This window comes from Leclercia sp. Marseille-Q4284 (assembly GCF_916618945.1).
GTDB lineage: Bacteria > Pseudomonadota > Gammaproteobacteria > Enterobacterales > Enterobacteriaceae > Enterobacter > Enterobacter tamurae.
On the sequence record NZ_CAKAKG010000001.1, the window covers coordinates 1,986,227 to 2,006,327 of the forward strand.

At 56.3% G+C, this 20,101-nt stretch carries 21 protein-coding genes; 12 read left to right on the forward strand and 9 right to left on the reverse strand.

Annotated features, from left to right (window positions below; translation table 11 throughout):
* Positions 1–531: 531 nt before the first annotated feature.
* Both dtpA and gstA read left to right on the forward strand, forming a co-directional pair.
* Positions 532–2,037 carry a dipeptide/tripeptide permease DtpA gene (gene dtpA, locus LG383_RS09265; RefSeq protein WP_225758948.1) on the forward strand — a complete coding sequence of 502 codons (1,506 nt, stop codon included), beginning with the start codon at positions 532–534 and terminating at the stop codon, positions 2,035–2,037.
* Between the two features lie 108 nt (positions 2,038–2,145).
* The gene (gene gstA, locus LG383_RS09270; protein WP_106993712.1) at positions 2,146–2,751 is read left to right on the forward strand and encodes a glutathione transferase GstA; all 606 of its coding nucleotides are present in this window, start codon (positions 2,146–2,148) and stop codon (positions 2,749–2,751) included.
* Between the two features lie 83 nt (positions 2,752–2,834).
* On the opposite strand, the gene pdxY is transcribed toward gstA, so the two are convergent.
* The 5 genes from pdxY to anmK all read right to left on the reverse strand — a co-directional run bounded on the left by pdxY (position 2,835) and on the right by anmK (position 7,418).
* Complete coding sequence (pdxY, locus tag LG383_RS09275) at positions 2,835–3,695, reverse strand: pyridoxal kinase PdxY (RefSeq protein ID WP_225758949.1); 861 nt, start codon at positions 3,693–3,695, stop codon at positions 2,835–2,837.
* A 57-nt stretch (positions 3,696–3,752) separates the two neighbouring features.
* Positions 3,753–5,033, reverse strand: a complete 1,281-nt coding sequence (tyrS, locus tag LG383_RS09280; RefSeq protein WP_225758950.1) for a tyrosine--tRNA ligase — start codon at positions 5,031–5,033, stop codon at positions 3,753–3,755.
* Between the two features lie 126 nt (positions 5,034–5,159).
* The gene (gene pdxH, locus LG383_RS09285) at positions 5,160–5,816 is read right to left on the reverse strand and encodes a pyridoxamine 5'-phosphate oxidase (protein WP_106993889.1); all 657 of its coding nucleotides are present in this window, start codon (positions 5,814–5,816) and stop codon (positions 5,160–5,162) included.
* A gap of 57 nt (positions 5,817–5,873) precedes the next feature.
* Positions 5,874–6,197 carry a C-type lysozyme inhibitor gene (gene mliC / locus LG383_RS09290; RefSeq protein ID WP_106993709.1) on the reverse strand — a complete coding sequence of 108 codons (324 nt, stop codon included), beginning with the start codon at positions 6,195–6,197 and terminating at the stop codon, positions 5,874–5,876.
* Positions 6,198–6,293: 96 nt separating this feature from the next.
* Positions 6,294–7,418 (reverse strand): anhydro-N-acetylmuramic acid kinase, encoded by a 1,125-nt coding sequence (anmK, locus tag LG383_RS09295; RefSeq protein WP_106993708.1) that lies wholly within the window; start codon positions 7,416–7,418, stop codon positions 6,294–6,296.
* 285 nt (positions 7,419–7,703) lie between these two features.
* Here anmK and slyB point away from each other — a divergent pair, with 285 nt between their 5' ends.
* On the forward strand, positions 7,704–8,171 hold the full coding sequence (gene slyB, locus LG383_RS09300; RefSeq protein ID WP_106993707.1) for an outer membrane lipoprotein SlyB: 468 nt from the start codon (positions 7,704–7,706) through the stop codon (positions 8,169–8,171).
* A 203-nt stretch (positions 8,172–8,374) separates the two neighbouring features.
* The gene (locus LG383_RS09305) at positions 8,375–9,727 is read left to right on the forward strand and encodes a GGDEF domain-containing protein (RefSeq protein WP_225758951.1); all 1,353 of its coding nucleotides are present in this window, start codon (positions 8,375–8,377) and stop codon (positions 9,725–9,727) included.
* Positions 9,728–9,763: 36 nt separating this feature from the next.
* On the opposite strand, the gene slyA is transcribed toward LG383_RS09305, so the two are convergent.
* Positions 9,764–10,204: a transcriptional regulator SlyA gene (slyA, locus tag LG383_RS09310; RefSeq protein WP_106993705.1), complete on the reverse strand. Its 441-nt coding sequence runs from the start codon at positions 10,202–10,204 to the stop codon at positions 9,764–9,766.
* A gap of 167 nt (positions 10,205–10,371) precedes the next feature.
* Between slyA and LG383_RS09315 the strand changes: the two genes are divergently transcribed.
* Genes LG383_RS09315 through LG383_RS09325 form a run of 3 tightly spaced genes read left to right on the forward strand, consistent with a single transcriptional unit; the run spans position 10,372 to position 13,522 of the window.
* Positions 10,372–10,626 carry a DUF1656 domain-containing protein gene (locus tag LG383_RS09315; RefSeq protein ID WP_181247259.1) on the forward strand — a complete coding sequence of 85 codons (255 nt, stop codon included), beginning with the start codon at positions 10,372–10,374 and terminating at the stop codon, positions 10,624–10,626.
* Between the two features lie 2 nt (positions 10,627–10,628).
* Entirely contained in the window at positions 10,629–11,492 is an 864-nt protein-coding gene (locus LG383_RS09320; RefSeq protein ID WP_225759522.1) for an HlyD family secretion protein, read from the forward strand.
* On the forward strand, positions 11,489–13,522 hold the full coding sequence (locus tag LG383_RS09325) for an FUSC family protein (protein WP_225758952.1): 2,034 nt from the start codon (positions 11,489–11,491) through the stop codon (positions 13,520–13,522). Before LG383_RS09320 ends, LG383_RS09325 begins: the two co-directional genes overlap by 4 nt.
* Here the strand turns inward: LG383_RS09325 and sodC are convergent.
* The 3 genes from sodC to LG383_RS09340 form a co-directional block, all read right to left on the reverse strand.
* Positions 13,501–14,019, reverse strand: a complete 519-nt coding sequence (gene sodC, locus LG383_RS09330) for a superoxide dismutase [Cu-Zn] SodC (RefSeq protein WP_106993702.1) — start codon at positions 14,017–14,019, stop codon at positions 13,501–13,503. The genes LG383_RS09325 and sodC overlap by 22 nt on opposite strands.
* 81 nt (positions 14,020–14,100) lie before the next feature.
* Complete coding sequence (locus LG383_RS09335) at positions 14,101–14,997, reverse strand: aldo/keto reductase family oxidoreductase (RefSeq protein WP_225758953.1); 897 nt, start codon at positions 14,995–14,997, stop codon at positions 14,101–14,103.
* A 48-nt stretch (positions 14,998–15,045) separates the two neighbouring features.
* Positions 15,046–15,285: a DUF1289 domain-containing protein gene (locus LG383_RS09340; protein WP_225758954.1), complete on the reverse strand. Its 240-nt coding sequence runs from the start codon at positions 15,283–15,285 to the stop codon at positions 15,046–15,048.
* 147 nt (positions 15,286–15,432) lie between these two features.
* Here LG383_RS09340 and eptA point away from each other — a divergent pair, with 147 nt between their 5' ends.
* The 5 genes from eptA to rnt all read left to right on the forward strand — a co-directional run bounded on the left by eptA (position 15,433) and on the right by rnt (position 20,087).
* Positions 15,433–17,061, forward strand: coding sequence for a phosphoethanolamine transferase EptA (gene eptA / locus LG383_RS09345; protein WP_225759523.1), 1,629 nt, complete (start codon positions 15,433–15,435; stop codon positions 17,059–17,061).
* Between the two features lie 37 nt (positions 17,062–17,098).
* The gene (locus LG383_RS09350) at positions 17,099–17,698 is read left to right on the forward strand and encodes a TetR/AcrR family transcriptional regulator (RefSeq protein WP_225758955.1); all 600 of its coding nucleotides are present in this window, start codon (positions 17,099–17,101) and stop codon (positions 17,696–17,698) included.
* A gap of 53 nt (positions 17,699–17,751) precedes the next feature.
* On the forward strand, positions 17,752–18,849 hold the full coding sequence (locus LG383_RS09355; RefSeq protein WP_225758956.1) for an alkene reductase: 1,098 nt from the start codon (positions 17,752–17,754) through the stop codon (positions 18,847–18,849).
* Positions 18,850–18,932: 83 nt separating this feature from the next.
* Positions 18,933–19,340: a lactoylglutathione lyase gene (gene gloA / locus LG383_RS09360; RefSeq protein ID WP_106993697.1), complete on the forward strand. Its 408-nt coding sequence runs from the start codon at positions 18,933–18,935 to the stop codon at positions 19,338–19,340.
* Between the two features lie 96 nt (positions 19,341–19,436).
* Positions 19,437–20,087: a ribonuclease T gene (gene rnt, locus LG383_RS09365; protein WP_166182289.1), complete on the forward strand. Its 651-nt coding sequence runs from the start codon at positions 19,437–19,439 to the stop codon at positions 20,085–20,087.
* The last annotated feature ends 14 nt before the right edge of the window (positions 20,088–20,101 follow it).

Consider the following 20,101-nt stretch of genomic DNA (forward strand, 5'->3'; position numbering starts at 1 on the left):
CCCCTGAGCCACACTCCCTTCCTTGCGGATTGTTCGGCTATATAACAATCAAACAGGTTAATTGTTTTTTCGTCAGCGAAATTTTCTATATAAATGTGATCGAGATCACCCTGTTCACACGGTGTTAATTTTATGTATCGCAAATGCCGATAAAGCCTTATTGCATTGAGAAATCAACCCTGATAACCCGAAGATATGACCGGATATATTTCAGAACTTAGCCCATATCACTGCATAACACCTTTTACAGCAGAACATATCGCCACCTGCGCACTTTTTCGGCTAACGGATAGTGAAAAAAACCAGTTTCAACGCAACGGTGAAATTTAACGCTAAATAACATTTAGGTTTCTGGCGCATTATAGCGCTGGAGTTATATGTAACAGAGTATTACAAATGCCTTGCCAGACGGGTCAGGATAGTGAACATTACCCGCCGTTTCCCCTCCCACTATAACTATAAAGCGGATGGACTACGGTCATCACGCTATGAACACCCCCGTTAATATGGGATGTAAAAAAAGAGGTATATGTGTCTACTGCAAACAATAAACCAGCTGAGGAAAGCGTAAGTCTTAACGCTTTCAAACAACCGAAATCGTTCTATCTCATTTTCTCCATTGAGCTGTGGGAACGTTTTGGTTACTACGGTCTGCAAGGGATCATGGCGGTTTACCTGGTTAAACAACTGGGTATGTCCGAAGCTGATTCCATCACGCTGTTCTCTTCTTTCAGTGCTCTGGTGTACGGTCTGGTCGCAATCGGCGGCTGGCTGGGCGATAAAGTGCTGGGGACCAAACGTGTTATTCTGCTGGGCGCCATCGTTCTGGCGATCGGTTACGGTCTGGTTGCCTGGTCTGGTCATGATGCCGGCGTGGTGTATATGGGTATGGCGACCATCGCGGTCGGTAACGGCCTGTTCAAGGCGAACCCATCGTCCCTGCTCTCGACCTGCTACAACAAAGATGACCCACGTCTTGATGGCGCATTCACCATGTACTACATGGCCATCAACATCGGTTCCTTCTTCTCTATGCTGGCGACCCCGTGGCTGGCAGCGAAATTCGGCTGGAGCGTGGCGTTTGCCCTGAGCTTCGTCGGGATGCTGATCACCGTGGTGAACTTCCTGTTCTGCCGCGGCTGGGTGAAAGACTACGGTTCCAGGCCTGACTTTGCCCCGGTACAGATGGGCAAACTGCTGGCGACCATCGTCGGTGTTGTCATTCTGGTTGCCGTTGCCACCTGGCTGCTGCACAACCAGGGTATCGCCCGTGCGGTGCTGGGCGTGGTTGCGCTGGGTATCGTCTGCATCTTCGCGAAAGAAGCTTTCGCTATGCATGGCGCAGCGCGTCGTAAAATGATTGTTGCCTTCATCCTGATGGTTCAGGCAATTGTCTTCTTCGTTCTGTACAGCCAGATGCCAACCTCGCTGAACTTCTTCGCCATCCGTAACGTTGAGCACTCTATCCTCGGTATCGCGTTCGAACCGGAGCAGTTCCAGGCCCTGAATCCGTTCTGGATCATGATTGGTAGCCCGATTCTGGCCGCTATCTACAACAAGATGGGCGACCGTCTGCCAATGCCGCACAAGTTCGCGGTGGGTATGGTGCTGTGCTCAGGCGCCTTCCTGGTGCTGCCGCTGGGTGCGGAATTCGCCAGCGACGCCGGTATCGTCTCCGTCAACTGGCTGATCCTGAGCTACGCTCTGCAGTCCATCGGTGAACTGATGATCTCCGGTCTGGGTCTGGCAATGGTTGCGCAGCTGGTTCCACAGCGTCTGATGGGCTTCATCATGGGTAGCTGGTTCCTGACCACTGCCGGTGCCGCCATCATCGCCGGTAAGATCGCGAACCTGATGGCCGTGCCGTCCGACGTGACCGATCCGCTGCAGTCTCTACATGTTTACGGCGACGTATTCCTGCAGATTGGTATCGCCACCGCGGTTATCGCCGTGCTGATGATGCTGATCGCACCGAAACTGAATCGCATGACTCAGGACGACGACATCGACGCCAAAGCGAAAACCGCGACCGCGTAATGTCATCGGGAAACGACTGAATTGAAGCCGCTAACTGTGCGTTAGCGGCTTTTTTTTTATTCTGTGCCGCACTACCATAGAGTAAACCTACGTAAACAGGAGTGACCGATGAAACTGTTCTATAAACCAGGCGCCTGCTCTCTTGCCTCCCATATTACGCTGCGCGAGAGCGGTAAAGACTTCACCCTCAACGGGGTGGATCTGATGAAGAAGCGTCTGGAAAACGGCGATGATTTTTTCGCGGTGAATCCTAAAGGCCAGGTCCCGGCCCTGCTGCTGGAAGACGGCACCCTGCTGACCGAAGGGGTGGCGATCATGCAATACCTGGCGGATGGCGTCGCCGATCGCCAGCTGCTGGCCCCGACCGGCAGCATCGCGCGCTATAAAACCCTCGAATGGATGAACTACATCGCCACCGAGCTGCACAAAGGCTTCACCCCGCTGTTCCGTCCGGATACGCCGGAAGAGTACAAGCCGACCGTTCGCGCCCTGCTGGAGAAAAAGCTGCAGTATGTGAACGAGTCCCTGAAAGACGAGCAGTGGATTTGCGGTCAACGCTTTACCATTGCCGATGCCTATCTGTTTACCGTTCTGCGCTGGGCTAAAGCCGTGAAGCTGAATATGGAAGGGTTGAGCCATATCGATGCGTACATGCAACGTATGGCGGAGCGTCCTGCCGTGGCGGCAGCGCTGGAAGCGGAAGGGTTGAAGTAAGTTTTTGCCGGGTGGCGCTGACGCTTACCCGGCCTACGGTTTTCCAGGCCCGAGCAAGCGCAGCGCCGCCGGGCATTATGATGCTAAAGCTGGGTCGCGCTAAAGAGGTGCTCCGGCTTCGCAATCTGGTCCTGAGCGGCCACCACCTGCAGCTCATACTCCTGCATATTTTTCGTGGCGATCATAATCTCATACACCGCTGCCGTGACGTGCTCCAGCGCATCACGCACCGTTGCCCCCTGCAGCAGTTTCACCAGCAGCAGGCCGCTGGTCACATCCCCGACACCCACCGGCTGACGGCTGCCGAAATCCACCAGCGGACGGCTGATGTGCCAGGCTTCGTCTTTCGTCACCAGCAGCATCTCAAAGCGGTCCGGGCTGATCCCGGCGCGGGCCAGGTGCTTCACCAGTACGATCTCCGGGCCCTGAGCAATCAGTTCCCGTGACGCCGCAATAGCCTCTTCCACGCTGTTGACCGGATGCTCGCAGAGGATCTCCAGCTCAATAAGATTCGGGGCGATGATGTCGCTGGCCGGTAAGGCATGACGAACATGAAACTCCGCAACGCCGGGGGCCACGATGCAGCCCTTTTCCGGGTGACCCATCACCGGATCGCAGAAGTATTTAGCCGCCGGATTGGCCGCCTTCACCTGTCGAACAATGCCCAGAATATGCTCGCCCTGCTCGGCTGAACCCAGATAGCCACTCAGCACGGCGTCACAGGTTTTGAGTTTGTCGATCTCCGCGATGCCCTGGACAATCTCTGTCAGATGAGCAGGCGGCATCACGCAACCGGTCCACTTACCGTATTGCGTATGGTTGGAGAACTGAACGGTATTTAATGGCCAGACGTTGGCCCCGAGACGACGCATCGGAAATTCCGCGGCGCTGTTGCCAGCATGCCCAAACACGACGTGGGACTGGATGGCGAGGATATTCTTCATTTTCTTACCACAACCCTGAAAAAATAAAGGGGCATGGTTTCCCATGCCCCTGTGCTTTTATGATGACTTCCAGCAGATCAGACAGTAATTCTTTTTGCCGCGACGCAGTAAGGTGTAGCGGCCAAACAGGCGATCGCTCTCCACGAAGGTATACTCCTCGTTGGACTGTTTTTCGCCATTGATGGTGATTGCGTTCGAGGCGATAGTTTTACGCGCCTGACCACGGGACGGCTGCAGCCCGGAGTCCACCAGCGCCTGCATCAGGTCTGCCCCTTTCTCCATCTCAACCATCGGCACGCCATCCTGCGCCAGCTGTTCGAAGTCAGCTTCGCTCAGATCGCTCAGGGTACCGTTGAACAGGCTGGCGGTAATGCGCTTCGCGGCCGCCAGGCCCTCTTCACCGTGCACCAGCTTCGTGACCTGCTCCGCCAGCACGTACTGGGCGCGCGGGGCTTTGCCGCTGTTCTTGTCTTCTTCTTCCAGGGCGTTGATCTCTTCCAGATCCATAAAGGTGAAGAACTTCAGGAAGCGATAGACGTCAGCATCTGCGGTGTTGATCCAGAACTGGTAGAACTTGTACGGGCTGGTTTTCTTCGGATCGAGCCATACCGCGCCGCCTTCGGTTTTACCGAATTTGGTGCCGTCAGCTTTGGTGATCAGCGGTACGGTCAGACCGAAGACCTGGTTCTGGTGCAGACGACGGGTCAGGTCGATACCGGAGGTGATGTTACCCCACTGATCGGAGCCGCCAATCTGCAGCGACACGCCGTGCAGGTTGTTCAGGCAGGCGAAGTCATAACCCTGCAGCAGGTTGTAAGAGAACTCGGTGAACGAGATCCCCTGGTCGTCACGGTTCAGGCGCTGTTTCACCGCTTCTTTGTTGATCATCTGATTAACGGAGAAGTGCTTGCCGATATCACGCAGGAAGGTCAGCACGTTCATGCCGCCAAACCAGTCGTAGTTGTTGGCAGCGATCGCGGAGTTTTCACCACAGTCGAAATCGAGGAACGGGGCAACCTGTTTGCGGATCTTATCCACCCACTCCTGCACGGTGTCTGCCGTATTCAGTTTACGCTCAGCGGCTTTAAAGCTCGGATCGCCAATCAGACCCGTTGCGCCGCCCACCAGCGCCACAGGTTTATGACCTGCCAGCTGGAAGCGTTTCAGGCATAACAATGGAACAAGATGCCCCAAATGCAAGCTGTCGGCGGTAGGATCGAAGCCGCAATAGAGCGCGATCGGGCCTTGCGCCAGTCGCTCTGCTAACGCTTCCTCGTCCGTCACCTGGGCTACCAGCCCCCGCTCTTGCAATTGTTTAATCAAGTTACTGCTTGCCATCAAATTCTCCATGTATAAAACGACTGCACCTCTGCCGGTACACGACTTTTCGCCAGACGCGAAAGGTACATAGAATAAAGCGCTGACACCCGTTGTACCAGCGCTTAAAAGAACAAATTTAGGGGATTAAGGGGCCAGACGATCGATTTTCCACGCGCTGTTCTCGCGCTGGTATAAAAAGCGGTCGTGAAGGCGGTGCTCACCGCCCTGCCAGAACTCCATCTGTTGGACAGAGACACGGAAACCGCCCCAGAAACTCGGCAGGGGCACTTCGCCCTGCTGGAACTTCTGTTTCAGCTCGAGGAATTTGCTCTCCAGCACGCCGCGGGCCGAAATGCGGCTCGACTGCTTCGAGACCCAGGCCCCAATCTGGCTGTCGCGCGGACGGCTGTGGAAATACTTCACCACTTCCAGGGTGGAGAGGCGCTCAACGGTGCCGGTGACCATCACCTGACGCTCCAGCATATGCCAGGGGAAGAGCAGACTGATGCGCGGGTTGTTTTCGAGGTGGTGCGCTTTGCGGCTGCCGAGGTTGGTGTAAAACACCAGCCCTTTCTCATCGTAGTGCTTGAGCAGCACAATGCGCTGGTAAGGTTGACCCTGTTCGTCGACCGTCGCCACCACCATCGCGGTGGGATCGGCCAGCCGGGCGTCACAGGCCTGTTTCAGCCAGTGCTCAAACAGCACCAGCGGCTCGGCGGGGAGATCCTGGCGACGCAGGCCGCCTTTGGTGTATTCGCGCCTGAGGTGCGCGATGTTCTGCAATTCGTCGTTATCTGACATGGCGTTAGCTGACATTGACAATGGGTGACGCTATTGTGCGCCGCCCCCTGCAAAATCTCAACGCTTCGGATTTTCGATCTGACAATTGTTCAGCACAACGCGATCGCGCTTGTAGACCGTCGCGCTGTCGCCCTTCGACCAGAACACATAGACGCCGTCGCTGTAGCGGGTGCCGGAGGCAGACATCCCCTGCTTAAGCGTCAGCAGCTTGTTGTCATAGACGAAACTGACTTCCTGACGGGGATTGTTGAGCTTCACGGTGAGCGGCTTTTCGTCGCACTGGTACGCCAGGGAGTCGGTTTGCATGCGCTCAACAAACTGGTTGTAGACGCTACAGCTCGCCAGCAGGAAGGGGGTTAAAGCAAGAAGCAGTTTTTTCATGGGTGAGTTCCGAAGACTTTCCTGGTCCCGGAGGGCGCGAACGCCCTCCCGTTTTTTCGTGTCATTCTACCCAGTGCGCCTTTAAGCGAAATTCGGTTAACTCTGATTTTGCCGCGGATTGGCTGGAAAAACAGCACCTAACACGCTGGCTTCCCGCGCGCCGGTCACGGAAGGGAGATTTCCCGGCAGACCCGCCACCGTTCGCCACGCCAGCCAGGCGAAGGCCAGCGCTTCCATATCATCGCCGCTGATCCCGGCCTTGTCGGTGCTGCTTACCTCCGTGCCCGGCAGCAGTCCGGCCAGCCGCGCCATCAGCAGCGGATTACGGCTACCGCCCCCGCACACCAGCAGCCGATCGCAGCCGCCACTCAGCAATACCTGTTCGGATACGGAGACGGCGGTGAGCTCTGCCAGCGTGGCCTGCACGTCCTGCGGCGCCAGGCCCGGGAAGTTCGCCAGCTGGCGTTCCAGCCAGCCGTAATTGAAATACTCGCGGCCGGTGCTTTTTGGTGCCGGAGCGGCAAAATAGGGATCACACAGCATGCTTTGCAGCAGGGGGATAATAACCTTGCCGCTGCAGGCCCACTGAGCATCTTTATCATAGGGTTTGCCCGACTGACGCCAGATCCAGGCATCCATCAGCATATTTCCCGGCCCGGTGTCGAACCCGCGTACCGGCTGCCCGGGGATCAATAAGGAGAGATTGGCGATCCCGCCAATGTTAAGCACCATGCGGCGCTCCGTCGGATGCGCAAGCAGCGCCTGGTGGAAGGCTGGCACCAGCGGCGCGCCCTGCCCGCCAAGGGCCATATCCCGGCGGCGGAAGTCACCTACCACCGTCACCCCGGTTTTGGCCACAATCTGGTTGTTATCCCCAATCTGCAGAGTATGAGGCGCATCGCCCACCGGCTCATGCCAGACGGTTTGCCCGTGACAGCCAATCGCCACCACATCCTGAGGGCGCAGATCTTCCTGTTTCATCAGCGCCAGCACGGCATCAGCGAACAGACGGCCCAGCTGCGTATCCAGCTGACCCAGCTGCGACAGCGTCAGCTGTTGTCCCTGGCAGATATTCAGGATCGCTTGTTTGGTTTGCTGGGGAATGGGCCAGCTCAGGCTTGCCTGCTGCGCCACCATATTCTCGTCGATAGCTGCGAGAACAACATCCACGCCATCCAGACTGGTTCCTGACATTACGCCAATATAGCGACCCGATTTCATCCGTTTTCCTTACTCCGCTGGGTTGATGGCCCACTCCACCATAAACCCGGCATCAATTCCATGACGCGATAATACTTTTTAACAATACCTGGACGTAACGGTCATTCCAGGAATTATCCTCATCAGCTGTGGGGTGAACTCAGAGCCTGTTTATATCTGGTTAAGCCAGAATCAAGTACTATTCTCCTATTGTTTAGGCGAAGATAGGATCTATGGCACCTGATGCCATATAATTTAGCCATAACGGATGCTCACAGAGCGTTTTTTGGTGAACAGGAGATTCAAATGATTTTACGTGTACTGGCCGTTTCGCTGGTTGGATTCACTCTGGCTGGCTGTGTTAATGATAGCTCCCTCTCCGGGGATGTTTACAGTGCATCTGAGGCGAAGCAGGTACAGCAAGTCACCTACGGCACCATTGTGAACACGCGCCCGGTGCAGATTCAGGGTGGTGATGAGAACAACGTGATCGGTGCTCTTGGCGGTGCGGTACTGGGTGGCTTCCTCGGTAACACCGTGGGCGGCGGTACGGGCCGTTCCCTGGCAACTGCGGCAGGTGCCGTCGCCGGTGGCGTTGCCGGTCAGGGCGTTCAGGGTTCGATGAACAAATCCCAGGGCGTTGAGTTAGAAATCCGCAAAGACGACGGCAACACCATTATGGTGGTGCAGAAACAGGGCAACACCAAATTTGCCGCTGGTCAACGTGTCGTGCTGGCAAGCAATGGCAGCCAGGTTACCGTCTCCCCGCGTTAATGACATTATGGGCGTGGTCCTATGACCACGTCCATTTACAATATATAACACTGCACTGAATATATTTACACAATACATTCAGCAAACATATAATTAACATCCGCTTCTCTTGCTCCTGCGCAAAGTATTCCCCCTGTGTTCATGAGACTATTCGCAAACCCTCTTTTTCTATTTATTACTAACACACAACATCCAGGGTTTCGATGAGCCGTTATATAAAGAATAACTACGTCCAGTTTTGGCTGGGATGCATTATTGTTATCGGAATTTTACATTTTCTGTTTACCGGACTGGAAGACAAGGCCACCTCATTTTCACCGCTTTTATTTCCGATGCTGACCATATTTTTACTGGTCTTTCATCTCTTTATTGCCTGCTTTATGGTTATGAAATACTGGTGTGACAGGCAGCGCTTATATCTGCTCGCGTTTGCTTTCGCCTATGTCGGTTCCGCCATGCTGATGGTAGGGACGCTCTCCAGCTACCCGGCATGGCTGGACCAGCATCAGTTCAACGTTGTGAACTACAACGACGCGATGATCTTCTTTACGTTTCGTCATCTGTTAATGGCGGTAATGTTTATTGCTTCGGCCCTGCTCTATTTTATACGTAACAGACCGCTCACCCGGACGTTTCATGTGTCCGTTATTGTTGGGGCAGCTATTTATACTGCCGTGATAGTGATCCTGGCCTGGCTATATTCCAGCTATTCGCCTTTGTTATCATTAGATCTGGTGGATAATGAAACCCGGCAATATATGCTGCTGTGGAAAGAGGCGATAAGCGTTGCCTTACTCCTCGTCTGGATTGTTTCATTAGCTACCCTGATGATTATTACCCGCGTGCGCAATATGTTCTGGGTCGGGGGTAATTTTATATGCGTCTGCTATATCGTGACGCTGGCGATGCTGTTTCTGGGCGGTCACGCGGAAGATATTACCTGGTATCGCGCCCGGTTATTTGAAACCGTCGCCACTCTGCTGATTATTTTCGTCCTGCTGTATGACGTATTTAATCTGTATCGCAACTCGCATCTGAAGTACCAGCAGTCTTACCAGAATTCGATTCGCGATCCCCTGACCCGCCTCTACAATCGTAGCTATTTTTACGACGCGTTGAACCAGTCGCTGCGCACGGCCAGTGATAACCACCCGGTCTCGGTTATCGTCAGCGATCTCGATCGGTTTAAGCGTATTAACGACAACTATGGGCATCTACAGGGGGACAAAGTGCTGCAGTTTGTCTCCCAGCTGCTGATGGATTCGGTACGCCCCCAGGACATTGCGGCGCGTATTGGCGGGGAGGAGTTTGTCCTGATGTTAACCCATACCTCTTCCGACGCAGCCCGCCAGGTTGCAGAGCGGATACGGTTAAAACTGAGCAGCGTTGACAAAGCCAGCTCAGAAGGACAACTCCCCGAGCCTGTTACCATCAGTATGGGCGTGTTTACCGCCACCTCGCCGGAAACCAGCGCGGAAGCGTGCGTCGAATGCGCAGATAAGGCGATGTACGAGGCGAAAGAGACCGGGCGTAACCGGGTAGTGGTGTTTCAGTAAAGAAAAAGCCTTGCATTCGCAAGGCTTTTTTAGAGGTTAGTCACGGGATTGTAGCTCGTGGATATTGCTTTCAAGCCGGGCGACCAGCGAGATCAGCAGTTCCAGTTCAGCCGGGCTGATCCCGGCGAGGATTTCACCGCGCGTTTTGCAGATCACGGCTTCCATCTCAGTGATAATCGGCGTGGCTTTCTCGGTAAGTTTAATCCGCTTGGCGCGACGATCGCTGGCGCAGGTCTGACGCGAAATCAGCCCCTTCTCTTCCAGTTGGTCGAGCGTGCGTACCAGTGATGGCTGCTCAATGCCAATCGCTTTTGCCAGTTGGATCTGTGACTGGTCGGGTGGCAGCTGATGGATATTATGCAGCGTGACCCAATGCGTCTGTGTCAACTCCAGAGGTTTCAGGCGATGGTCAATCAGAGCACGCCAGATGCGTACTAACCTTGCCAGATCAGAACCTAGTGGCGATTCCAATTTCATCTCCTTATAATTAGCTTGCTAAGTTATTATACTGATTTTAGAATAGTGTGCAGCATTTATATTGCCAAAACAAATGCAATACTGGATAAAAACAAAATGACTCTCTGCTTTACATTGAGTTAAGACGCCCCCGGGCGATATGCGGCTACTTTTAGTCACTTCCCCCAATGCAAAGGAACCGGCTCGTGAATTTCACGTTTAACGCCACGGGGTTACCGCTTCAGGATCTGATTGTCGGCGCCTCGGTTTACTTTCCTCCCTTATTCAAGGCGGTAATGCTGGGTTTTCTAATCTGGCTTGTCACCCACCGCTTGTTGCGCGACTGGATCTATTCCGGTGAAATCTGGCACCCGATGTTGATGGATCTCTCGCTGTTTGTGCTCGCGGTGTGCCTGAGTCTGGCTCTGTTGATTGTGTGGTGACGATACCTGTGAAAACCATTAAATATTTCTCATCCTTACTCGTTCTGTCCCTGGCGGTGATCGCGGGCTGGTGGCTATGGAACTATTATATGCAGTCGCCCTGGACCCGTGACGGCAAGGTACGCGCCGAGCAGGTTAGCGTGACGCCGCAGGTGTCCGGCACCATTACCCGGCTGCAGGTCAAAGACAACCAGTTCGTTCATGCCGGTGACGTGCTGTTTTATATCGATGAGACCCCCTATCACATCGCGGTCCTCAATGCTGAAGCGCAGCTGGCGAAATCCCAGTCCGATCTGGCGAAAGCCAATAACGAAGCCAACCGCCGCCGCCATCTTTCCCGGAACTATATCTCTGCAGAAGATCTAGATACCGCCAATATCAACGTCAAAGCGATGCAGGCCAGCGTGGCCGTGGCCGAAGCCACCCTCAAGCAGGCCCAGTGGCAGTTGACCCAGACGGTGGTCAAAGCCCCGGTTGATGGCTGGGTCACCAATCTTTCTACCCGCCCGGGCGATTACGCGTCTACCGGTCAGCCAGTTTTCGCCCTCGTCGACAGCCATTCATTCTATGTGGTGGGCTATTTTGAGGAGACCAAACTCCGGCATATCCGCGAGGGCGCCCCGGCGCAGATCGTACTCTACAGCAGCTCGAAAAGGTTACAGGGGCATGTGTCCAGTATCGGACGCGCCATCTATGATCAGAGCGTGGAGACCGATTCAGGACTGGTTCCCGACGTTAAACCCAACATTCCCTGGGTGCGGCTGGCGCAGCGTATCCCGGTGCGCATCGCCTTTGACCAGCTGCCGACGGACCTGACGCTGGTCTCCGGCACCACCTGCACCGTCTCCATCGGACGCGCCCGGTGAGTGTGCCCGCATTATCCTGGCGCAACCTGCCGTGGCTCAAGGCGACCCCGGCGCAGTGGCGCTATGCCCTGCGCAACGGGATTGCGATGTGCCTGGCGCTCACCGTCGCCTATTGTCTCAACCTGGATGAACCCTACTGGGCGATGACCTCGGCGGCGGTGGTCAGCTTCCCCACCGTCGGAGGGGTGATCAGTAAAAGCCTGGGCCGGGTGGCGGGCAGCCTGCTGGGGGCCACCGCGGCACTGATCATTGCCGGACATACGCTTAACGACCCGTGGCTGTTTCTGTTCAGTATGGCGGCCTGGCTGGCGATCTGCACCTGGGCCTGCGCCCATTTCAGCAATAACGTCGCCTACGCCTTTCAGCTGGCCGGTTACACCGCGGCGATCATCGCCTTCCCGGTGATCGATATTGTCGACATGACCCAGCTGTGGGATATCGCCCAGGCGCGCGTGTGTGAAGTCATTATCGGCATCCTGAGCGGCGGGGTGATGATGATGATCCTGCCCAGCACTTCCGACGGTACCGCCCTTATCAGCGCCCTGAAAGCGATGCACGCCCGGCTGCTGGAGCACGCCAGCCTGCTGTGGCAGCCCGACAGCAACGATGCCATTCGTCTGGCCCATGAGAAGGTCATCGCCCAGATCCTGACCATGAACCTGCTGCGAATTCAGGCCTTCTGGAGTCACTACCGTTTCCGTCGGCAAAATGCCCTGCTCAACTATCTGCTCCACCAGCAGCTGCGGATGACCAGCGCTATCTCCAGCCTGCGCCGTATGCTGCTGAACTGGCCTGACCCACCGGCACAGACCCGGGAGGTCATCGACGAGCTGCTGGCCGCCCTCGCCCGGCCCGATGCCGATTTCTATACCCTGGCCCGCATCATCGCTCCGCTCAACCCGGGTGCTGAGGGCGACTATCGCCATCGTGCCGTCTGGCAGCGGCTGCGCTATTTCTGCCGCCTCTATTTGCGCAGCAGCCGCTGGATAACGGCAGTTGAAACGGCCACCCCGGTAACGGAGTTCGCCGTCCCGCGCAGCCCGGCACTGGCCCGGCATACCGATAACCTGGAGGCGCTGTGGAGCGGCTTTCGCACCTTTTGCGCTCTGAGCCTGGTAGGTGCCTGGACCATTACCGCCCAGTGGGACGCCGGGGGAGCAGCCCTGACGCTGGCGGCGATCAGCAGCGTGTTGTACTCGGTGGCGGCCTCGCCCTTCAACTCCCTGACACTGCTGCTGCGCACCCTGATCCTGCTCTCGCTGTTCAGCTTTGTGGTCAAATTCGGCCTGATGGTGCAGATCTCCGATCTGTGGCTGTTCCTGCTGTTCCTGTTCCCGTTGCTGACCACCATGCAGCTGCTGAAGCTGCAGATGCCCGCCCTCGCCGGACTGTGGGGACAGCTGATAGTCTTTATGGGATCGTTTATTTCAGTAACCAACCCACCGGTGTATGACTTTGCCGATTTCCTGAATGACGATCTGGCAAAAATTCTTGGCGTGGGGCTGACGTGGCTGGCCTTTGCGGTATTACGCCCAGGCTCGGATGAACGGAAGAGCCGCCGTCACATCCGCGAGCTGAGGCGGGGATTTGTCGATCAGCTCAGTCGTAAACCGCAGCTGAGTGAAAATGGTTATGAATCGCTGGTCTATCACCATGTGAGCCAGCTCAACAGCAGTCAGGATGCGCTCTCGCGCCGCTGGCTGTTGCGCTGGGGCGTGGTCCTGCTCAACTGCAGCCACGTGGTGTGGCAGCTGCGCGGCTGGGAGACTCGCTCCGATCCACTGGCACAGGTGCGGGATGTCGCGGTGTCGTTGCTGCGCGATATCATGAGCGAACGCGGGGTACAGCAGCGGCCGCTGGCCGCCACTCTTGATGAGCTACAGCGCATCTGCGATGTCCTTGGGCGTCATTCGCAACCGGCCGGTCAGGAGCTGGCGGCCCTGATCTGGCGCCTGCACTGCTCGCTGTCCCAGCTGGAACAGGCGCCCGCTCCGGGCACCTTAAGCGATCAAATTACGCCGCAGGCGTAACGCGCCCCACCACCGCCAAGCGGTTTAGGGTGATCGGACATGTTGTCGCCGCCAACGTGGATCATCAGTGCTTTACCTTTGACCTCATCCAGCTTTTTCAGGCGCGGCGCCACCACCGGGTCGGTGGCTTTTCCGTCGTTATTGACCACCAGCGCGGGGAGATCGCCGAGGTGGCCCATGCCTTCCGGCCCTTCATGCTTGCCGGTGTTCTGGGGATCGAGGTGCCCGCCCGCAGCCTCAGCGGCGGAAGGTTTACCCTCTTTCATGGCGGGTTCGCAGGAGCCTTTGGCGTGGACGTGATAACCGTGTTCGCCCGGCGGGAGGGCTTTGAGATCGGGGGAAAACTCCAGGCCTTTATCCGTTTCGGTAATTTTCACCGTCCCGATAGACTGGCCAATCCCCCCAGAGGTGACGAGGTTCATTTTGACTTCTTCACTGGCAGCCTGCGCACCTGCGCAGACCACCAGCGTCAACGCTGCCAGAGTAAAACGCTTCATATGACCTCCTTCGGTTATTTTTTGCCCCTTAAGTTTATACCAGGGGCAAGAATTTCACCGGAAAGTCAGATAAATACGGAATTACGGCACGTCGTAACCCAGCGCGGCTTTCCGGATGCGGAACCACTGCTGGCGCGTCATCTGCAGCTGCTCTGCCGCCAGGGCTGAACGCACCCGTTCGATTTTACCGGAACCGATAATCGGCAGCGGCTGCGACGGCAGACGTAAAATCCAGGCGTACACCACCTGCTCGATGGTTTCGGCATTCAGCTCCTGGGCGACCTGAGCGAGTTCATCGCGCAGCGGCTGGAAGGATTCGTCATTAAACAGACGACCGCCGCCAAGGCAGGACCAGGCCATCGGCCGGATGCGCAGCTGCTGGAGCTGATCGAGAGTCCCGTCCAGCAGCAGTGGCTGGTATACCGGCGAGATTTCGACCTGGTTGGTCGCCAGGGTGAACGGCAGACGCGACTGGAGCAGGGCAAACTGCGCCGGGGTAAAGTTGGACACGCCGAAATGGCGCACCTTGCCGCTCTGGTGCAGGGCGAGGAAGGCTTCAGCAACCTCGTCGGCATCCATCAGCGGATCCGGGCGATGGATCAGCAGCAGGTCAAGATAATCGGTTGCCAGATTGGTAAGGGACTGCTCTGCACTGCTGATGATGTGGTCGCGGTCGGTAATGTAATGACCGAGGGCATGCTCTGGTTTGGCCGTGGTGGCAATGCCGCATTTGGTGACGATCTCCATCCGCTGACGCAGCGCGGGAGAGAGCTTCATGGCTTCACCGAAGGCCGCTTCACACTGGTAGCCGCCGTAGATATCGGCATGGTCTACGGTGGTGATCCCCAGATCAAGATGTTGTTCAATAAAGCTGACCAGCTGTTGGGCGGACATGTTCCAGTCCATCAGACGCCAGTAACCCATCACAAAACGAGAAAACTCAGGGCCCTGCGGGGCAAGGGTAATACGCTGAACCATAGCAATTTCCTTAAAAAAAGTCTGGGGAGAGTATACGCATTCGCGGCGCTAAAAAAGTGAGGGTTGCTGCGGTTCTTCGCTTTCGGGGACTTTGTTTGCGCGTAATTTACGCAACAGACGCTGACGGCACAGGCGCAGGACCTCCTGCTTCTGGGCATCGCTAAAGGATTGCCAGTTAAAACGCTCTTCCCGACTGCGCATGCAGCCGCGACAGAATCCCCGCTCGTCAGACTGGCAGATACCCCGGCAGGGACTCTGGACGGGAAAGAACTCCAGTTGTTCAGCCACACGACCCTCCCGACACCCAAGATTTAGTAAAGTGAAGACCTTAAGCCGGGGTAACGCAAGGCGTCAATCACAGAATTGTGGCATTAAGGTTTCACTAATCTTCGCTCCCTATACTCGCCTCATCAATACGATGCAGGCTTAATGATGATGATCACCTTAAAAAAGTTACAGTGTAATGATACAAGATTCACGCTGGGCTGTGCCCTCTTATTTACGCTGTTAAATGCCCTGTTTATTCATCGCAGCTGGCAGGTGATCTCCCCCGCCCGACTGCATGACGTGCTCTTCGCCCTCACCGTGCCGCTGGTGCTGTTCTGCGGCTGGGTGATTGTATTCAGCATTCTGAATATCCCGCTGATCCGCAAACCGTTGCTGGTGCTGCTAACCCTCGGCTGCGCGGCAGCGACCTGGTTTATGTTTACCTACGGCGCGGTAATCGACCAGAACATGATGGTCAACGTTTTTGAGACCAACTCCCAGGAAGCCACGGCGCTGGTCACCCCGCAGCTGGTGCTGTGGCTGGTTGTCGCCGGGCTGGTACCTGCCAGCGTGCTGGCAATGATCCGTATCCGCCCCGGTAAGTGGTGGCAAATCCTGTTAATGCGTCTCGCGGCCATTCTCGGAAGCACAGTAGTGATTATTCTGGTAGCGGCGGTCTTTTATAAGGACTACGCCTCGCTGTTCCGCAACAACAAAGGCATCGTCAAAATGGTCACGCCGGCTAATTACGTCAGCGCCATCGCCAAATACAGCAAGGCCCGCTGGTTCGCCGGCGATCAGACCTTAATCCGCCTCGGTGAAGATGCCCGTAAAGGCCCGGTGCTGCTGGCGGAGCAGAAAAAGACCGTGCTGGTGCTGGTGCTCGGGGAAGCCTCCCGGGCGGAGAACTACTCCCTGAACGGTTACCACCGTGAGACCAACCCTGAGCTGAAAAAAGAGAATGTGATTAACTTCCCGCAGGCCTCCTCCTGCGGCACCGAAACCGCCGTCTCGGTGCCATGCATGTTTTCGGGAATGCCGCGGAAAAAATATGATGCCGACCTGGCGCATCATCAGGAAGGGTTAATGGATGTGCTGAATCACGCCGGGATCAACCTGCTGTGGCGGGATAACGATGGGGGCTGTAAAGGCGCATGCAACCGCATTCCCCACACCGACATGACCCAGTGGAAGCTGGATCAGTTCTGTAAGGATAAATCCTGCATCGATGACGTGGACCTTTACCGCCTGAATGAGACGCTGGATGGCCTGAAACAGGATACAGTTCTGGTTATCCACCTGATGGGCAGCCACGGCCCGGCCTATTATCAACGTTATCCGGCGCAGTACCGTCGCTTTACCCCAACCTGCGACACCAATGAGATCCAGGACTGCGATCATCAGGCGCTGATGAATACCTACGACAATACCATTCTGTATACCGACAGCGTAGTGAGCAGAACCATCGATGCCCTGAAAGCTCGTCAGGGAACGATGAACACGGCGCTGGTCTATCTCTCGGATCATGGCGAATCGCTGGGGGAAAATGGCCTGTATCTGCACGGCACGCCGTACCTGCTGGCACCGGAGCAGCAGACCCATATTCCGTTTATGTTCTGGCTGTCCAGGAACTACCAACAGAGCTTCGGCGTTGACGAGCAGTGTCTGCGCGACCAGGCGGCAAAAGAGACGGTCTCGCAGGACAATTTGTTCTCCACGATGCTGGGAATGATGAACATCCAGACGTCGGTCTATCAGCCGGAAATGGATCTGCTCAGCCACTGCCGTCGAACATAAGCTTGCATTAGACCGATTGGTCTACTACATTGACGACATGAATAAGCATACTGAACACGATACACGCGAACACCTTCTGGCAACCGGGGAGCGGCTCTGCATGCACCGCGGGTTTACCGGAATGGGGCTGAGCGAGCTGCTGAAAACCGCCGATGTGCCGAAGGGGTCGTTCTATCACTACTTCCGCTCTAAAGAGGCGTTTGGCGTGGCGCTGCTGGAGCGCCACTATGCGGGTTACCATCAGCGCCTGGCGGCGCATTTCGCCAGCGGCGAGGGTAACTGTCGGGATCGTGTTCTGGCTTATTATCAGGAGACGCTGGCCCAGTTTTGTGCCCAGGGCATTATCAGCGGCTGTCTGACGGTAAAACTCTCTGCCGAGGTCTGCGATCTCTCCGAAGATATGCGCACCGCGATGGATAAAGGGGCCACGGGTGTGATCACCCTGCTGGCACAGGCGCTGGCGAAAGGTCGGGATGAGAAGTCACTCGCTTTCACTGGCGAACCGCTCACTCAGGCGCAGGTGCTCTACTCCCTGTGGCTGGGCGCCAATCTGCAGGCCAAAATGTCCCGCAGTGCGCTGCCGCTGGAGAGCGCGCTGGACCATGTTAAAAACATCATTGCTACGCCTGGCGTTTAACAGGCGTTTTTATTTCACGAATTACTAGACGACCGGTCTACTCAGGAGCCACTATGTCAGCCGAAAAACTCTTCACCCCGCTTAAAGTGGGCGCGATCGTTGCACCAAACCGTGTCTTTATGGCACCGCTTACGCGTCTGCGCAGCATTGAGCCGGGCGATATCCCCACCCCACTGATGGGCGAATACTATCGCCAGCGCGTCAGCTCGGGTCTGATCATCTCTGAAGCCACTCAGATCTCCGCCCAGGCCAAAGGCTATGCCGGCGCACCTGGCCTGCACAGCCCGGAGCAGATCGCGGCGTGGAAGAAGATCACCGACGGCGTGCACGCCGAAGATGGCCGCATCGCGGTCCAGCTGTGGCACACCGGCCGCATCTCGCACAGCAGCATCCAGCCTGGCGGCGAGGCACCGGTTTCGGCCTCTGCCCTCAACGCGGGAACCCGCACCTCCCTGCGCGATGAAAATGGCCACGCGATCCGCGTTGATACCACCACGCCGCGCGCGCTGGAGCTGGACGAGATCCCCGGCATCGTCAACGACTTCCGCCAGGCCGTCGCCAATGCCCGTGAAGCCGGTTTCGACCTGGTCGAGCTGCACGGTGCCCACGGCTATCTGCTGCACCAGTTCCTGTCCCCGTCTTCTAACCAGCGTACCGATCAGTACGGCGGCAGCGTAGAAAACCGCGCCCGTCTGGTGCTGGAAGTGATTGATGCTGTTTCAAAAGAGTGGAGCGCCGATCGCATCGGGATCCGCGTCTCGCCAATCGGCTCCTTCCAGAACGTCGATAACGGCCCGAACGAAGAAGCGGACGCGCTGTATCTGATCGAAGAGCTGGCTAAACGCGGCATCGCCTACCTGCACATGTCCGAGCCAGACTGGGCGGGTGGTGAGCCATACACCGACGCCTTCCGCCAGAAAGTGCGCGACCGCTTCCCGGGCGTGATCATCGGTGCAGGCGCGTATACGCCGGAAAAAGCAGAAGATCTGATCAACAAGGGGCTGATTGATGCCGTGGCCTTTGGCCGCGCCTACATCGCCAACCCGGATCTGGTGGCACGCCTGGAGCGTAAAGCCGAGCTGAACCCGCAGCGTCCGGAGAGCTTCTACGGCGGCGGCGCGGAAGGTTATACCGATTACCCTTCTTTATAATCCCTTCATTGATAGCGGCGACGATTCGCCGCTATACTAAAACATCGTTTCTGTTCAAGATGATAAAAAGCTAAGAGGATACTATGCGCCTACTTCACACCATGCTGCGCGTTGGCGACCTGCAACGTTCTATCGAGTTCTACACCAACGTACTGGGCATGACCCTGCTGCGCACCAGCGAAAACCCGGAGTACAAATACTCTCTGGCGTTTGTCGGTTACGGTCCTGAGAGTGACGAAGCCGTTATCGAACTCACCTATAACTGGGGCGTTGAGAGCTACGACCTGGGCAACGCTTACGGCCATATCGCGCTGGAAGTGGATAACGCGGCCGAAGCCTGCGAGCGTATCCGCAGCAACGGCGGTAACGTCACCCGCGAAGCGGGTCCGGTTAAAGGCGGCACTACGGTGATCGCGTTTGTTGAAGATCCAGACGGTTACAAAATCGAACTGATCGAAGCCAAAGACGCGGGTCGCGGTCTGGGCAACTGATCCCTGCGGGCGCGCCATGCGCCCGTTGTTTTACTGCATCTCATAGCAAAATTTGCCATAATGCCCACTGCTTTTTTCCCCTTGTAAGAGATCCAGATGTCCGATAACGCTCAACTTACCGGTCTGTGCGACCGTTTTCGTGGTTTTTATCCTGTAGTCATTGATGTCGAAACCGCTGGATTTAATGCCAAAACCGATGCGCTGCTGGAGATTGCCGCCATCACGTTGAAAATGGATGAACAGGGCGATTTGCTGCCGGACTCCACGCTGCACTTTCACGTTGAACCCTTTGAAGGGGCCAATCTGCAGCCTGAGGCGCTGGCGTTTAACGGCATTGATCCGCATAACCCGCTGCGTGGGGCGGTCAGCGAATATGAAGCGCTGCATGCCATTTTCAAAATGGTGCGCAAGGGCATGAAAGACCAGAACTGTAACCGGGCCATTATGGTGGCGCATAACGCGACCTTCGATCACAGCTTTATGATGGCCGCCGCCGAACGTGCGTCACTGAAGCGGAACCCGTTCCACCCGTTTGTCACCTTCGATACCGCCGCATTAAGCGGGCTGGCGCTGGGACAAACCGTACTGTCGAAAGCCTGCATTACCGCCGGGATTGAGTTTGACGGCACCCAGGCGCACTCTGCCCTCTACGATACCGAGCGGACCACTGAACTGTTCTGTGAAATTGTGAACCGCTGGAAACGCCTTGGCGGCTGGCCGCTGCCGGAAGCCGACAACAACGCATAAAAAAAGCGACCATA